This window comes from Paenibacillus sp. FW126-R14, from assembly GCF_058789495.1.
In genome coordinates this window covers 101856-117635 of the sequence record NZ_JBYTBS010000009.1, presented here as the reverse complement: position 1 = coordinate 117635, position 15780 = coordinate 101856, and the positions used below count along the sequence as shown (strand labels likewise).

At 49.6% G+C, this 15780-nt stretch carries 18 protein-coding genes; 16 read left to right on the top strand and 2 right to left on the bottom strand.

All coding sequences use genetic code 11. The features are described 5' to 3' along the window. Positions 1–51 precede the first annotated feature (51 nt). The 5 genes from AC3WRW_RS09060 (at position 52) to AC3WRW_RS09040 (ending at position 6727) form a co-directional block, all read left to right on the top strand. A complete protein-coding gene (locus tag AC3WRW_RS09060) occupies positions 52–1614 on the top strand; it encodes an ABC-F family ATP-binding cassette domain-containing protein (protein ID WP_492546006.1) in 1563 nt (520 codons plus the stop codon). A 13-nt stretch (positions 1615–1627) separates the two neighbouring features. Beyond that, complete coding sequence (locus AC3WRW_RS09055) at positions 1628–1918, top strand: Dabb family protein (protein WP_492546005.1); 291 nt, start codon at positions 1628–1630, stop codon at positions 1916–1918. A gap of 153 nt (positions 1919–2071) precedes the next feature. Further along, complete coding sequence (locus tag AC3WRW_RS09050) at positions 2072–3121, top strand: M42 family metallopeptidase (protein ID WP_492546004.1); 1050 nt, start codon at positions 2072–2074, stop codon at positions 3119–3121. After that, complete coding sequence (locus tag AC3WRW_RS09045; protein ID WP_492546003.1) at positions 3118–5076, top strand: ABC-F family ATP-binding cassette domain-containing protein; 1959 nt, start codon at positions 3118–3120, stop codon at positions 5074–5076. The genes AC3WRW_RS09050 and AC3WRW_RS09045 overlap by 4 nt, the downstream gene beginning before the upstream one ends. Positions 5077–5113: 37 nt before the next feature. Then, the gene (locus AC3WRW_RS09040) at positions 5114–6727 is read left to right on the top strand and encodes an ABC-F family ATP-binding cassette domain-containing protein (protein WP_492546002.1); all 1614 of its coding nucleotides are present in this window, start codon (positions 5114–5116) and stop codon (positions 6725–6727) included. Between the two features lie 57 nt (positions 6728–6784). On the opposite strand, the gene AC3WRW_RS09035 is transcribed toward AC3WRW_RS09040, so the two are convergent. Beyond that, a complete protein-coding gene (locus AC3WRW_RS09035; protein WP_492546001.1) occupies positions 6785–6997 on the bottom strand; it encodes a hypothetical protein in 213 nt (70 codons plus the stop codon). A 72-nt stretch (positions 6998–7069) separates the two neighbouring features. Here AC3WRW_RS09035 and AC3WRW_RS09030 point away from each other — a divergent pair, with 72 nt between their 5' ends. Genes AC3WRW_RS09030 through kapB form a run of 3 tightly spaced genes read left to right on the top strand, consistent with a single transcriptional unit; the run spans position 7070 to position 8316 of the window. Further along, positions 7070–7588 carry a hypothetical protein gene (locus tag AC3WRW_RS09030; protein ID WP_492546000.1) on the top strand — a complete coding sequence of 173 codons (519 nt, stop codon included), beginning with the start codon at positions 7070–7072 and terminating at the stop codon, positions 7586–7588. Position 7589: 1 nt separating this feature from the next. Beyond that, the gene (locus AC3WRW_RS09025; protein ID WP_492545999.1) at positions 7590–7907 is read left to right on the top strand and encodes a thioredoxin family protein; all 318 of its coding nucleotides are present in this window, start codon (positions 7590–7592) and stop codon (positions 7905–7907) included. A gap of 19 nt (positions 7908–7926) precedes the next feature. Further along, entirely contained in the window at positions 7927–8316 is a 390-nt protein-coding gene (kapB, locus tag AC3WRW_RS09020) for a kinase-associated lipoprotein KapB (protein ID WP_492545998.1), read from the top strand. On the opposite strand, the gene AC3WRW_RS09015 is transcribed toward kapB, so the two are convergent. After that, positions 8313–8534 (bottom strand): hypothetical protein, encoded by a 222-nt coding sequence (locus AC3WRW_RS09015; protein ID WP_167054158.1) that lies wholly within the window; start codon positions 8532–8534, stop codon positions 8313–8315. The genes kapB and AC3WRW_RS09015 overlap by 4 nt on opposite strands. A gap of 290 nt (positions 8535–8824) precedes the next feature. Here AC3WRW_RS09015 and AC3WRW_RS09010 point away from each other — a divergent pair, with 290 nt between their 5' ends. From AC3WRW_RS09010 to AC3WRW_RS08975, 8 genes are all read left to right on the top strand, one after another. After that, positions 8825–9901 (top strand): Gfo/Idh/MocA family protein, encoded by a 1077-nt coding sequence (locus tag AC3WRW_RS09010; RefSeq protein ID WP_492545997.1) that lies wholly within the window; start codon positions 8825–8827, stop codon positions 9899–9901. A 16-nt stretch (positions 9902–9917) separates the two neighbouring features. After that, on the top strand, positions 9918–10553 hold the full coding sequence (locus AC3WRW_RS09005; protein WP_492545996.1) for a trimeric intracellular cation channel family protein: 636 nt from the start codon (positions 9918–9920) through the stop codon (positions 10551–10553). A 270-nt stretch (positions 10554–10823) separates the two neighbouring features. Next, positions 10824–11072: a hypothetical protein gene (locus tag AC3WRW_RS09000; protein WP_492545995.1), complete on the top strand. Its 249-nt coding sequence runs from the start codon at positions 10824–10826 to the stop codon at positions 11070–11072. A gap of 531 nt (positions 11073–11603) precedes the next feature. Beyond that, positions 11604–11756: a hypothetical protein gene (locus tag AC3WRW_RS08995; protein ID WP_492545994.1), complete on the top strand. Its 153-nt coding sequence runs from the start codon at positions 11604–11606 to the stop codon at positions 11754–11756. 31 nt (positions 11757–11787) lie between these two features. Beyond that, positions 11788–12495, top strand: a complete 708-nt coding sequence (locus AC3WRW_RS08990) for a hypothetical protein (RefSeq protein WP_492545993.1) — start codon at positions 11788–11790, stop codon at positions 12493–12495. A gap of 143 nt (positions 12496–12638) precedes the next feature. Then, a complete protein-coding gene (locus AC3WRW_RS08985; RefSeq protein ID WP_492545992.1) occupies positions 12639–12851 on the top strand; it encodes a hypothetical protein in 213 nt (70 codons plus the stop codon). 73 nt (positions 12852–12924) lie between these two features. After that, the gene (locus tag AC3WRW_RS08980) at positions 12925–13812 is read left to right on the top strand and encodes an ATP-binding protein (protein WP_492545991.1); all 888 of its coding nucleotides are present in this window, start codon (positions 12925–12927) and stop codon (positions 13810–13812) included. A 4-nt stretch (positions 13813–13816) separates the two neighbouring features. Beyond that, the gene (locus tag AC3WRW_RS08975; protein ID WP_492545990.1) at positions 13817–15730 is read left to right on the top strand and encodes a nitric oxide reductase activation protein NorD; all 1914 of its coding nucleotides are present in this window, start codon (positions 13817–13819) and stop codon (positions 15728–15730) included. Positions 15731–15780 lie beyond the last annotated feature (50 nt).

The following is a 15780-nucleotide window of genomic DNA, read 5'->3' as shown; positions in this document are numbered from 1 at the left end:
AGTCACGAATAGGTGCGATTTTTTAAACAGACAGGAGTTCAGATTTTTCAAATGAGTCTTTTGACGATAGAAGATTTAAGCCACAGCTTTGGAGATCGTACATTATTTAAAAATGTATCCTTCCGTTTGCTGGCCGGCGAGCGCGTAGGTATTGTTGGAGCGAACGGTGTGGGGAAATCCACGCTAATGAATATATTGACCGGCAAACTTTTGAAAGATACAGGCAAAGTTGAGTGGACGCCGAGAGTTCATTACGGATATTTGGATCAACATTCAGTGCTTACGCCTGGCAAAACGATTCGCGATATTTTGCGCGATGCGTTTCTTCCTCTTTTTGAAGAAGAGAAAAACATGATGGCAATTACCGATAAGATGGCGGATGCCACCCCGGAAGAACTTGAAGTGCTTCTTGAGCAGATGGGCGAAATTCAGGAACGTTTGGACATCGGCGGTTTCTATATGCTGGACGTGAAAATCGAAGAGATGGCTAACGGACTTGGTCTTAACGTAATCGGTTTGGATCGTGACGTGACGTCGCTTAGCGGGGGACAGCGGACCAAAGTTCTGCTGGCGAAGCTACTCTTGGAGAAGCCCACTGTGCTGCTCTTGGACGAGCCTACGAACTATTTGGACGTGGAACATATTGAATGGTTGAAAATGTATCTCAAAGATTACCCGTTTGCGTTCATGCTGATATCCCATGATACGGAATTCATGAATGAAGTCGTTAATGTGATCTACCATTTGGAGTTTACAAAGTTGACCCGTTATACGGCGAACTATGAGAAATTTCTTGATATGGCCGAAATGAACAAATCACAGCATATTGACGCTTACGAAAAGCAGCAGGAGTATATTAAGAAACAAGAAGACTTTATTGCACGCAATAAAGCACGGGCTTCAACTTCTACTCGGGCCAAAAGCCGTCAGAAGCAGCTTGAGAAGGTTGAGCGAATCGAACGTCCGGAAACGGCGATGAAGCCAACGTTCGTATTCAAGGAGTCCCGCACGAGTGGAAGAATCGTCTTTGAGGCGAAAGATCTGGAGATCGGGTATGATCGTCCGCTTTTGCCGAAGATGAATGTGACGATTGAACGCGGCGAGAAAATTGCCATCGTCGGCTGCAACGGGGTAGGGAAATCTACGCTGCTCAAGACGATTCTTGGCAGAATTGAGCCATTTAGCGGCTCAACGTATCAAGGCGATTATTTAAGCCCTGCCTACTTTGAGCAAGAGGTCAAAGCCCCGAATATGACGCCGATCGACGATGTTTGGAACGAGTTTTCTTCCATGAATCAAAACGAAGTCAGAGGTGCGCTCGCGCGGTGCGGCTTGAAAAACGAGCACATAACCCGCGCCATGAGCATGCTCAGCGGGGGAGAACAGGCCAAAGTGAGGCTTTGCAAGCTGCTCATGAGAGAAAGCAACTGGCTGTTGTTCGACGAGCCTACGAACCATTTGGACGTTGTGGCCAAAGAAGAGCTGCAGAGAGCTTTGATCGCTTATAAAGGAACGGTTTTGCTTGTTTGCCACGAGCCGGAATTTTATGAAGGCTGGGTAACTAGAGTTTGGAACGTAGAAGAATGGTCTGCCAAAGCCAAAGTAACCAATTAGGGGGAAATGTCCAATGTTAACTCACATTGTGTTTTTTAAGCTCAAAGATCGTAGTCCTGAAGCCGTAGAAGTAACCAAAGCCGTACTTACGAACATGGAAGGTAAAATTCCGGTTCTGCGCCATATTGAAGTAGGGACAGACATTCTGCATTTGGAACGTTCGTACGACATTGCGTTGATTACAAAATTTGATTCTGTAGAGGATCTGAAAGCATATGACACGCATCCCATTCATGAAGAAGTAAAAGCTCATATGAAGACAGTTCTTGACGGCACTTCCATTTGCGTTGATTTTGTAAGCTAATTGCGTTTGAAAAACACAAAGGAACAGTGTAGTATCCTTAGAAGGGGTTAGCATAGCGGTTGTTGCCGCTTGCGCAGCTAAAATTCCTAGGCTGCACTGTTTTTGTGTGTTTATAGGAATCCTATTAATTTATAGAAAAGGGAGGAATCCCAAGTGAATTCGAAACTAGATAAAGCTTATATGACGGAAGTGCTTGAGATGCTGCTGCGGACACCTAGCCCGACAGGATTTACGCATCACATTATGAAAAAGGTTGAGCAAGAAGTGAATAAGCTGGGTTATGAGCTTACATATACGAATAAGGGCTGCGGTGTGGTGACGGTTCCGGGTGTGCGCAATGACCGAGTGATTGGCATTTCCGCTCATGTGGATACCCTTGGGGCGATGGTTCGTTCGATTAAAGACAACGGCACGCTTAAAATCACTTCATTAGGCGGTTTTATGATGGGGGCCATCGAGAATGAATACGTTCAAATTCATACGCGTGACGAACGCGTTTATGATGGAACGATTCTGACTTCGCGACCTTCCGTTCATGTCTATGAAGATGCCAGAGAGTTCAAGCGCGATGAAGCGAACATGGAAGTGCGCATCGACGAGCTGGTAAAATCCAAAAAAGACGTTCAAGAGCTGGGGATCCGGGTTGGCGACTACATTTCGTTCGACCCCCGGGTGCATGTGAAGGAGAACGGCTTCGTGAAGTCGCGTCACTTGGATGACAAAGCGAGTGTTGCTTCCTTGTTCGGTCTGCTGAAGCTTATGAAAGACGAGAGCATCCAGCCTGTCTTTACGATCAAATTGTTTTTCTCCAATTATGAAGAGGTTGGACACGGTTCCTCTTTTATTCCGGAAGATATTACCGATTTTATTGCCGTGGATATGGGCGCGCTTGGCGACGATTTGAGCGGAAGCGAACGAGATGTCTCCATATGTGCCAAGGATTCGTCCGGTCCGTATGATTATCATATGACTTCTAAAATGATCGAGCTTGCCGAGAAGCTGGAAATTGGCTATGCCGTCGATATATATCCAAGATACGGCTCGGACGCCTCTGCCGCTCTCAGAGGCGGACGCGATATTCGCGCCGCGCTGATCGGTCCCGGCGTTCATGCGTCACACAGCATGGAACGAACGCATATGGATGCTGTAGTTAACACCGCAGCACTTCTCTCAGTCTATATCATGGAGCCTGTTGAAGCATGAATATTTTGAGCGCAGTCAATATTACCAAAACCTTTGGCGACAAAATCTTGTTCGACGACATCTCGTTCACGGTGAACGAGAAGCAGCGCATCGGTCTTATTGGCGTGAACGGCACAGGCAAATCCACGCTGCTGAAGCTGCTGGCGGGGCTGGAAACGGCGGATCGCGGCAAACTTGTACACGCGAACCATTTCCGGGTGGAATACTTGCCGCAGAACCCGGAGTTCGATCCGAACTCCACGGTGCTTGAGCAAGTATTCCACGGCGACTCCCCGCTCATGAAGACGCTGCGCGACTATGAGCTGGCCCTGGCTGAGCTGGAGCTCGATCCCGCCAGCGAGAAGAAGCAAGCGCGGCTGTTCACAGCCCAGTCGCGCATGGATGAGCAAGGTGCCTGGGAAGCCAGCACCTTGGCCAAAACCGTCCTGATGAAGCTCGGCATCAGCGAGTTCGACAAACCCGTCGGCCTGCTGTCCGGCGGGCAGCGCAAACGCGTCGCCATGGCGCGCGTTCTGATCCAGCCTGCCGATCTGCTCATCCTCGATGAGCCGACGAACCATATCGACAACGAGACCGCGATTTGGCTCGAGGAATTCCTCGGCAAATGGCGCGGCGCGTTGCTGCTTGTGACCCATGACCGGTACTTCCTGGAGCGGGTGACGAACCGCATGCTGGAACTGGACCGGGGAAAGATTTACAGCTACGAGGGCAACTACGAGGCGTTCCTCGAGAAAAAGGCGGAGCGGATGGAATCCGAAGCCGCCAGCGAAGATAAGCGGCAAAATCTGATGCGCCGCGAGTTGGCTTGGCTCCGCCGCGGCGCGAAGGCGCGGACGACGAAGCAGAAGGCGCGCGTGCAGCGCGCCGAGGAACTGCGGGACCACAAGGTGGACGGTCCCGGAGAGAAGCTTGACATGGCGCTGGCGGGCAGCCGCCTTGGCAAGAAGGTGATGGAGCTGGAAGGCGTCACCAAGGCGTTCCCGGGCGGGAAGACGCTGCTGAGCGGCTTCAGCTATATCGTGATGCCGAAGGACCGCCTCGGCATCATCGGTCCTAACGGCAGCGGCAAATCGACGCTGCTGAACATGCTCGCCGGGCGCATTCAGCCCGACAGCGGGACGATCGAGACCGGCCAAACCGTGAAGCTGGCCTACTACACGCAAGAAAATGTCGAGATGGATGAAAAGATGCGCGTCATTGAGTACATCAAGGAAGCGGCCGAATTGATCCGCACTTCCGATGGCGAAACCATTTCCGCTTCGCAGATGCTTGAGCGGTTTCTGTTCTCCCCGACACTGCAGTGGTCGCCTATCGGGAAGCTCTCCGGCGGCGAGCGGCGCAGATTGTATTTGCTTCGTACCCTAATGGGAGAGCCGAATGTGCTGCTCCTCGATGAGCCTACGAACGATTTGGACATCCAAACGTTGACGATACTGGAAGATTATTTGGATCATTTTCCAGGGGCTGTCATAACCGTTTCTCACGATCGTTACTTTTTGGATCGAACCGTGACGCATCTGTTTGCTTTCGATGGCAAAGGGCGGATAGAGCCTTACATCGGCAACTACTCCGACTATTTGGAAGAGAAGCAGGAGCAAGAAGAGGCGGAACAGGCACGCAAAGAATTAATGCGGCAAGCTGGCGGCAATTCTAGCGCAGTCAAAGCAGCTCCAGCCAATTCCGCAGCACCAAGCGGTTCAGCAGGCACAAACCGTCCCAAAAAACTAACGTTCAAGGAACAAAAGGAATGGGACGAAATTGAGGGCACGATTGCTGCATTGGAAGACAAAGCGGCGAGCTTAAAGCAGCAAATTGAGGCTGCCGGCAGCGATTTTGATCGTGTTCGCGATCTGTATGAGCAGGAACAGCAAACGACGGCCGATTTGGAAGCAGCGATGGAAAGATGGACTTATTTATCCGAGTTGGTAGAAGAAATAGAGCGAAATAAGTTATGATAGAAGAAACTATAATAAAGGCAGGTATGTATTCCACATGATTAATGTTAACAACGTGACGCTTCGTTACGGCAAAAGAGCCCTTTTCGAAGACGCCAATATCAAATTTACTCCGGGCAACTGTTACGGGCTTATCGGCGCGAACGGTGCGGGGAAATCCACATTTCTAAAAATTCTTTCCGGCGAAATTGAGCCAAACACAGGTGAAGTGTCGATCACTCCTGGCGAAAGAATGGCCGTTCTGAAACAAAACCATTACGAGTTTGACGAAATCGAAGTTTTGAAAACCGTCGTGATGGGCCATTCACGTTTATTCAAAATTATGGAGGAGAAAGATGCGCTTTACGCTAAAGCGGATTTCTCCGAAGAAGACGGCATGAGAGCCGCTGAACTTGAAGGCGAGTTCCAGGATCTGGACGGCTGGCAGGCGGAATCCGATGCGGCTGAGCTTTTGATCGGCTTAGGCATTCCGACTTCCCTTCATGACACGAAGATGAAAGACCTCGACGGCAACGAGAAAGTACGTGTTCTCTTGGCGCAAGCATTGTTCGGCAATCCGAATATTTTGCTGCTCGATGAGCCTACCAACCATTTGAACTTAGAGTCGATTCGTTGGCTGGAAAACTTCCTTGCCCGTTTCGAAGGCACCGTTATCGTCGTATCCCATGATCGTCACTTCCTGAACCAAGTTTGTACGCACATTGCGGATATCGACTTTGGCAAAATCCAAATGTACGTCGGCAACTACGACTTCTGGTATGAGTCCAGTCAATTGGCTCTTCGTCTGGCTAGAGACGCTAACAAGAAAACGGAAGAAAAACGTAAAGAGTTGGAAGCCTTTATCGCTCGTTTCAGCGCGAACGCGTCCAAATCCAAGCAAGCTACTTCCCGTAAGAAGCAGCTTGAGAAGCTTACTCTTGAAGATATTCGTCCATCCAGCCGCAAATATCCGTTCATTCACTTTAAAGGTGAGCGTGAAGCGGGTAAACAACTGCTAGCTGTTGAGGGTATTTCCAAAACGATCGATGGCGTTAAAGTATTGAATAATGTGACGTTCACCCTGAACAAAGGGGATAAAGTCGCGTTCGTGGGTCCGGACGGCATTGCCAAAACGACGCTGTTCAAAATCCTGATGGGTGAAATGGAAGCGGATGAAGGTACATTCACATGGGGTGTAACGACTTCGCAAGCGTATTTCCCGAAAGACAGCCAAGATTACTTTAATTCCGAGTTGAATTTGGTGGATTGGCTGCGTCAGTATTCCAAAGATCCGGATGAATCCTTCCTCCGCGGTTTCTTGGGACGCATGTTGTTCTCTGGCGAAGAAGCTTTGAAGAAAGCGAATGTTCTTTCCGGGGGAGAAAAAGTACGCTGCATGTTCTCCAAAATGATGCTCAGCGGCGCTAACGTTCTCATTCTTGATGAGCCTACGAACCACTTGGATTTGGAGTCCATCACAGCGCTGAATAACGGTCTCGTTGATTTCGACGGCACGATGCTGTTCGTTTCCCATGACCATCAGTTTATTCAAACGATCGCAAACCGCGTTATGGAAATCACGCCGAAAGGTCTCATCGACAAAATGCTTACGTATGATGAATACCTGGAAAGCGATGACGTGAAAAAACAACGCGAAATCCAATACGCCTAAGACAAAATGAAAAGCGCCCTGATGGTTGACTCTCAGGGCGCTTTTACCTACATCGTACTAGCTGCCGCCGGTACGGCGACGTTGATTGTTGACTTTTTTAGTCATTTGGCTTTTTGCACTTTGGTTTGTATTGCCCGCTTGCTTTGGATTAGCGCGTGCTGCGGCTTGATCCGCTTTCTTCTGGGCTAGCTTTTGCTTAATCGCGTCGGCTAGAGAGACTTTTTTCTGACCTTGTGGTTCAGCCTGTTGATCTTGAGGCTTGTCTGACATCGAAACACCTTCTTTACGTGATATGCTTTTAGTATAATCGAATCAAACAAAAGATGAAAGAAGGTGTATGCGATGTTTGACCCAACAATTTACGACAACATCAAGGTGGTCCTTGAAGGAGCCGTCTACGATCTGGATTTGGATGGCAAAATTTTAATTACACGCCGGGAAGATCTAGTGGATCTATCCTCGATGTCGCGAACGTATGCGATTGAATTTGCCAGAAAAATCGATAAACCGAGCAAAGCTGAAATCAACCTGCATGTTCATTTAAGCGATTTGGCCGCTGAAATTTTAGAAAATCCTACAGCCAAACCAGGCTGTACGCTCACCATAAAGCTTTTCACGAAGGTTAAGCATCCGGAAGTTGAATGCAAGCATATCGAGGAGCAGCTAAGCTTGATTTGGGAGCATCGTCCCTTAATCACTCAGCTTCTTTCCTACTCATACGGCATACAACCGATCGCTTATCACAATCAAATTACACTATCCTTCGGTCGAAAAATTGATGAAAGCCATTTGGACGATTTCCCGCATCTCATTGGCTATGCGGCCGACAGTTTGGCATGGTTAGATGAAAGAGGGAGTTAGAATGAAAGAGCTGTCCCAGCGAGAATTGTTAGAGCGCGTAGACAATCAGGAAACGCCCTTTGCGGTATTTTTATTTACACCATTCTGTGGAACATGCAAAGTGACGGAGCGAATGCTTGATGTCATCATGACTATGCAGCCCAATTTGCCGCTTTATAAAAGCAATATTAATTTTCTCCCGCAAATTAGCCGGGACTGGCAAATTACAAGTGTGCCATGTATCGTTATTTTCGAACAAGGAAAAGAAAAACAATTGTTGTGCCGCATGCAGTCGGTGGATGAGCTATATCGCAATCTGCTGCCGCTAAGCAGCAAATAAAAGTTAGGAGATGTTAATCATGAGCAGCTTTCAAATCGGAGACCGAGTCATTGCTGAGTATAAAACAGGGGTTTATTATGGTGAAGTGGCGGAGATGGGCAATTCAATGAAAGCGGCAGTCCGCATTCTGGCCGTGAAAGAGCATCCGACGCAAGGGGATTTACATAATCCGATGGATGCCAGCGTTGCTTTTTTTCATCAAAGACGGGCATTGTCGTTTCAGGAGATCGCCTTAATGCCAATTTCCACGATACGTCCTTATGCAGGTGCCATTCCGGAATATAGAGAATCACTGGAGAGAGCGCTTTTGGTGCAAATCTCAAAGCTGTCGGATATGGAAGCATGGGCCCGACGCTCTCTGCAGGAGCTTACTCAGCTACAGAAGGAATATTTTCCGAATTCACATTAAGAAACTTCCAGGTACAACTTTGTGCCGTCGTTATACTTGAAAATAGCGACATCACCAATGATCTCAATCATCGAGATCATTTTTAGTTTTCTGCGAAATTCAAAATGAAGCTCAAACTCCTTCAGTTTGCTGGACAACAGTTCCATATGTGAGCTGCGATGTGTGAAATTAAGCACAGGGATGGATTTGTTTTTGAATTTAATCGTAATTGCTTGCATGTCAAGCCCTCCTTCACGTTTTCCACCCGGAAAACTAACCAGCTGGTCTACATATTTAGGATACATTTCAAATGTTAGTTATGTTTGAGACAAACTATTAAGAAAGTTTTAGCATCTTATTATATGTGCGGAATTGCGATTGAGGGCTAGTTCCTTAAAGAATCTTTTCGAATTCATCGGGGAACCGCGCCCAAACGTCTCCAAAAGGGACAGATTGGCGGTTGCGGGGAAACATAAGCACATTTATAATATAAAAGATTGTAATCTAACATGTTTCGGGGGGTATACAAATGACAGCAGGAAAACCGGTTCGTATCGGTATTATCGGTTCCGGGAATATCGGAAATGTACATATGGAAGTTCTAAAGCAAGTGCCTGAAGCAGAAATTGCCGCGGTAACTGACGTGTACTTGCCGCTTGCAGAGGCGAGGGCCAAGCAGCATAACATTGAGCGGGTTTATGAGAGTACGGACAAGCTGCTTGCAGACCCAAGCATTGATGCCGTGGTTATTGCCGTATCCAATGAGTGGCATGCACCTATCGCCGTTCAAGCGTTAGAGGCAGGCAAGCATGTTCTGCTCGAAAAGCCGATGGCCCTGAATCTTGCATCTGCCAGACAAATCGTAGAAGCAGAGCGCAAGGCTGGCAAGGTGCTGATGATTCCCCATCAATTGCGCTGGGAGACGCTATCGCAGGCTGTCAAACAGCAAGTTGAAAAAGGTGCGCTTGGTCATATTTATCATGCCAAAGCAGGCTGGCTGAGACGCAAAGGCATTCCTGGCTGGGGAACCTGGTTTACGCAAATGGATAAATCCGGCGGCGGACCGCTGATTGACCTTGGCGTGCATATGTTGGATTTATCCCTCTACTTGATGGGAAATCCGAAGCCTGTATCGGTTTATGGCGCAACTTACGCCGAATTCGGACCGCGCAAAAAAGGCATCGGCTCCTGGGGAACACCGAACTGGGACGGTCAATATGATGTAGAAGATTTAGCTACAGCGTTAATTAAGCTGGATAATGGTGCAACCTTATCGCTTGATGTAAGCTGGGCCGCACTGATCGAAACAGATAATCAACCGTATGTGCAGCTGCTTGGTTCCGAAGGCGGTGCTTCCATTCGCGGCTCCAAAGGGAAGCTTCTGGCGGAAATGTTTGACCGCGAAGCGGATGTGGATCTGACGATTCCTGAGCAGGATGAAGGTGCCCGTGTGCGCATGATGAAACATTTCATAGCTTGTATCGAAAGCGGTCAACAACCTATAACCTCTGTTATGACTGGCTATACGAATAATTTAATTTTGGATGCGATTTATCGTTCCTCACAAACCGGCAATGAAGTGAAATTGAACTGGGACATCGAGTAGACAGGGGCTGCAGGAAGTGAATTGGGAGTTATTCAGTATCATCGGTACCATCGCGTTCGCCGTGAGCGGAGCGATTGTTGCGATGGAAGAGGAATATGATATTCTTGGGGTTTATGTGCTAGGACTCGTAACAGCTTTCGGCGGTGGTGTCATTCGTAACTTGCTGATCGGCAAACCCGTTGTTTTATTGTGGGAGCAAGGTCTGTATTTCCAAATTGCTTTGTTTGCCATGACATTGGTATTCCTGATGCCGGTCAAATTCATTCGGATGTGGAAGACGTGGGAAGCTTTCTTTGACGCCATCGGGTTAGCGGCCTTTTCCATTCAAGGTGCTATCTATGCAACAAATATGGGTCATCCTCTAAGCGCCGTAATTGTAGCTGCAGTTTTAACAGGGATCGGCGGCGGGATGGTCCGTGATGTGCTGGCCGGTCGCAAACCGCTTGTGCTCAGAGATGAAATATATGCTGTGTGGGGCATGCTGGCAGGTGCGATGATTGGTCTGGGCTGGTCGCAAGGTGCGTGGCAAATGTCCGTGCTTTTTGCGCTGATCGTCATTTTGAGAATGTTAGCGGTCTTCTATAAATGGAAGCTGCCTAAACGTTCTTTGCGCAATGCGATATCGGAATCAACACGCGGACTCGATTCATAGCATAACGAGATCGGAAAGAGGTGAGTTCAACTGGAACAGGAAGCATCATTCACACAGCAGCACAAGATTTCCGCTGAAACGATCGCCTCGCGAATAATTCCGGTAAAGGAATTACTGCAAACGGAGCTGGATCTGTATGAGGTATCCAAGGATGCGGAGACAGGCGAGCATTATCTGCATTATGCCTACCTGCATCGCGACTTTACGAATACCGGCGAACCGGAATCGTTTCATTACCTGCTGCCGATTGACAGCGACGATGTGCTCGGGATGATTTTCGGAGAACAAGGCTACGCGTATCCGGAGTTTTGGCGTAAGTCCTTCTTGCGAAACGGGCCGGAAGGATTCTATATTTGGTTTGATCCGTCCCATGAAGAGCAGCTCACGGAGGATGAAGCTATCGCGGCTGATTTATTGAATAAGCTGCGGGCTTTTAAGGAAGGCGGTTCTGCGGATCCGGATGCGGTTCGTAAGCTGCTTGAAGAGCTGGATGAGACACGGAATAAAGACGAGAAGTAAGACGATAAGTGGGACGATAAGTAAGACGAGAAGTGAGACGAGAAGTGAGACGATAAGTAAGACGATAAGTGAGAAAAGCCTGTATGCCGATTTTTCGGCTGCGGGCTTTTTTTGTTTGAGCCGGAAGCGGGAGGAATGTGAGGTTTTAGGATGATGCCGAGTGCTGCCAAGTGCTCCCAAGTTCTACCGAGTGCTCCCAAGTGCTAGAGGGAACTGTGGTCCTCTATTTCAGCAATAAGCGGTGTTTTCCGTTTGAATGGTAACTACGGTACGCTATTTTTGCTTTTTTGGCCAAAATCGCCGAGCATCGAGCAAATAAGGGACTGTAGTTCCCGCAATCAAGCGCATTATGCTGATTTTGGCAAAATAGAGCCCTGTAGTTCCCCATTGGAGTCACGCTAAAGCTCAACGCCATAAGATGGGCAGCAACCGTCGCTGAGCAAACAATTTGCGTTATTATTCTTTAGTAAAAATGAGGATAAATGTCCATATTAACGCTAATAGCTATTTGCCAGAGAGGAGGATGAGATCATGAGAGCAGATTCTTACCAACTCGCTAATCTAGGCGCACACGAAGAGTTGCTGGAAGATTTGCGCAGCTTAGAGACCCGGATGAAGGACGAGTTGGGGTATGAGGTCGCTTTGATAGCTTATGCGCAAGAAGCGCAGGAGAACAACAAATAAAGAAAGAGCAACAAGAAGGGGGAACCTGTTTATGAAAAAGACAATGATTCAGCTCGCTATGTCGGTTGTGCTCATGGCTGCGGCTGCCGGCTGTACAGCAGCAAGTCCGAACAATCATGGAGGGGCCAGTTCATCGAACCCGAATGCGGGTACTTGGGATACCAGCCTCAGGAATAATGAGAATCCATCACTAGGGGCTAAAAGTGTCAACCAATCGCCGCTGCCCTCTACTCGGCCGTCAACCATCGATAACATAAAAGCACATACGAATACACATATGACGATGAACCGCGATTTGGCAGATGGAATCATTCAAGCGGCACACCTAGGAAACACGGCAGTGGCGATAACGGATCACAACATTTATGTCGCTGTGGATATGGGAGGCATGCAAGCGATGGGCGCCGGCGACGATGGCATCAAAATGCTCAGCAAAACAAACGACCCGGAGAAAGGAGCCGGCTTATTCGGTTCAGGGCATGGATCGCAAATGGACTGGCTATCCGCTAAGCCTTTGCCGTCAGAAAGCGCTAATGCGATACGGAATATGTTGACGCGCATTTATCCGGATGCGAATATTTTCATCTCGACGAACCCGCATTTTGTGAATCGAATGATGTATTACGATGGTCAGCAGCAAAATCATAAACACATGGACACGTATCTTAACGAATTTAACACGATGATCCAGTATGCCTTCCCAACCTATTCGACGGGTCAAAAAAACATGCTGCCTTAAAGAAAGTTCCTATAAGGTCCAAAGCTCCCTCGGCGTCCTGCTGGGGGTTTTGTCATATGTAAAAAAAGCATAAAGGAGAAGTCAAATGATTCAACAATCAACAGGGCTACTTTCGAAACAATACCCTATGCCGAGTCGCTGTTATGGTTAATACATATAAGGTCAGAGCTTATTGCAGTTCGCGCCTGTGCGATTACGTGCAGCAGAAAGATGTCATTCAAGCGATTAATGGCGAAACTTCCTATGCGTTAGCGCTGCATTATAACGAATCGCCTGCAAAACCTAGCTGTCCGAAGTGCGGAGAGGCGATGGCTTTCTACTCCCATTCGGTCATCGATGAACCGTGGCTGCCTTGACAGGCTTGACAATCTAACCTTTCCTGATAAATAGTAAGAGAACAAAGAAATCAGGAGAGGAACATCAGATTCTATGTTAACAGAAAGTATGCCGCAAGAAATTCGCGAAAAGCTGGAGAAAAATAAGCTGAACAGACAAGTGAATGCCGCGTCTGAAGATTTAAAACTAGTCGGAACGGCGGCTTTTGAAGCACCTCATGAAGACATCCTTACGGATACCGTCATTGCTCTTTATTTAGGGAAAAATGTGCTGCTCAAAGGCCCGACAGGCTCAGGCAAAACGAAGCTGGCCGAGCATGTGTCCGCTCTTTTTCATCAACCGATGCATGCCGTGAACTGTTCGACCGATCTTGACGCGGAAGCGCTGCTCGGGTTCAAAACATTATCGCATGATGAGCAGGGGCGCTCGCAGATCGTTTTTATCCCTGGACCGATCATGAAAGCCATGACCAAGGGACATTTTTTATACATAGACGAAATTAATATGGCAAAACCAGAGACGTTGTCGTTGATCAACGGCGTGTTGGATTATCGGAGATCGATTACGAACCCTTTTACCGGAGAAGTGATTACGGCCCATCCGGATTTCAGAGTCGTAGCTGCAATTAACGAAGGATATATGGGGACAGTACCTCTGAATGAAGCCTTGAAAAATAGATTTGTAACCGTGGACGTTCCCTATTTGCAAGGTGAAGCCCTGTTCCAGTTATTGAAAAGCAAATCCATATTGCGCGATGACAAGCAATTAAGAACATATGTGCAGTTGTCGGCGGATCTTTTGACGCTGATTGAGATGGGACAGCTGCCTGATGAAGCGGGTTCGATTCGAGCTCTGCTCGATGCATGCGATCTCACGGCATATATTCCACCAATGCGGGCTGTGTCGCGGGCGATTGCCGATAAATTAGAAGATGAAAGGGAACGTGCAGCCGTGATCAATGCGGCGGAAACGTTATTTTAAAGGGATGTTTGTAGGGAAAATCAGCATGCTGGATGATAAAATCGACGCCATGCTGCAAATGCAATTAGTGGATTTAGCCCGAATGTTCACGAAACGCAAAGAGCTGGAAGTGGAAGCAGCGTATCATGCAGATTATGATGAAGGCGCCGCGCGGATCACGGTCAGCCAGTTTTGGTGGGATTATCCTCCGAATGATAAAGCGTTAGGGATGAAAAGCGACGTATACTTGCGCGGTATCGGGAGTGCTTGGTACACAGGAGCCGATGCGGTAAAGTCTTATTTGGTTTTTTGTCAGCAGAGCCGGTTTCCAAAGCTGGCGAATTCGCTCTTCGCGCTATGCGAGGATATGCGGCTTGAACGTATTTGCCGCGCGCGCAGACCGGGAACATTGCGTGTGTTTAATGCCCGGCACCGGATTTATGGAGCTTATTTTGGGCATAAGCTGCGCACGCATATAAACAAAGGCGAGCTGGCGGATGCCGTTCTTTTGTTGCTATACGGTTGGTTTACCGGGGCGGAGTGGAGCGCAGCCGAGGGAGTAGGGCTGGCTTCCCGGCTAGCGCCACTGTATCCTGTCCTAGAACGCATCGAGGAAGGGGCGCATACCTCGGAAGTGGCTGCCAACTGCGAGGAGATGATGGACGCGCTGGCTTATTGGCTGGACAGAGATGCGGGGACCGCTTATTTCTGGATGCAGCCAGGGGGCGGGGTGGCGGAGCCGCTGCCCGCGGGATATAAGGGCGAGCTGAAGCGCGCGAAGCGGCTCGCGAACGAGGATGTGCTCCCCAGGCAGGAGGGGGAGCGTCAGCTGCCGGGCCAGGAGCGCCTGCCGACCTGGCACCGCGAAAGCAGCGACCGCAGCCCGGGGCTGCTGCGGTTTGAGCTGGAGCGCGGCTCGCGCACAGCCGCGCTTGGTTCTGCGCCCCGCGAGGGCGACGCCGCCGATCAGGCGCTCGCCATCGTCCAGGGGCGCTCGCAGCGCGCCCAGCGCTCAGGCGCCGCCCCCGGCGGGCGGCGCGCCAAAGCTGCCGTGCCTGCTGCCGCAGGGCACGGGGAAGGCGCTGTCGCCGCGTTCGCTACGGCGACGTGGCTTGCGCCTGAGCGGCCGACTGCTGCGCAGCAGGCCGCTTTCAGGCGCCTTAGCGAGCGCTCAGCGCCGCTCGCGAAGCCTTTGCAGCGTGCGATACGGCGCACGCTGGAGCAGCGGCGGGTCGCCCCGCGGGGCGACCTCTTGTTCGGGCGGCTCGACAAGCGGCTGACGCGAGCCGTTACGCAAGAACAGCCGAGCCTCTTCTACAAGAAGCGCGCGCCGGTTCCGCAGCTCGATGCGGCGTTCGCGCTGCTCGTAGACTGCTCGGCGTCCATGTATGACAAAATGGACGAAACCAAACTGGGCCTCGTACTGTTCCACGAGACCCTCCAATCCTTACGAATCCCCCACGAAATCGTGGGCTTCTGGGAGGATGCGGATCGCGTGACGGAGCGCGAAGCACCGAACCTGTTCCAGGTTGCGGTGGACTTCGGCTCCTCGCTTGCTTCCGGAAGCGGAGCGGCGCTTATGCAGCTTGAGCCGCAGCAGGATAACCGCGATGGCTTCGCGATACGCTGCATGACAGAGCGGCTGCTGCGGCGGGCCGAGCGCCAGCGCATCCTGCTCGTATTCTCGGATGGCGAGCCGTCGGCAGCCAATTATAACGATGTAGGGATTCTCGATACCTACGAAGCTGTTTTGCGCGCACGCCGGCTGGGGATTGAGGTCATCTCCATCTTTTTGGCAAGCGGTACCGTTCATGAAACAGAACGGATCGCGATGCGCAACATGTACGGACGCAGCAGCATTGTGGTGCCTCATGTGGAGGCGTTAACTGAGCAATTAGTACCGATTTTGCGCAAACTTCTGCTGAAATCTATCTTTTAATGTCGAAATCCTTTACAATAGATCAGGGTATTTTGCCTGAATTGTTATTT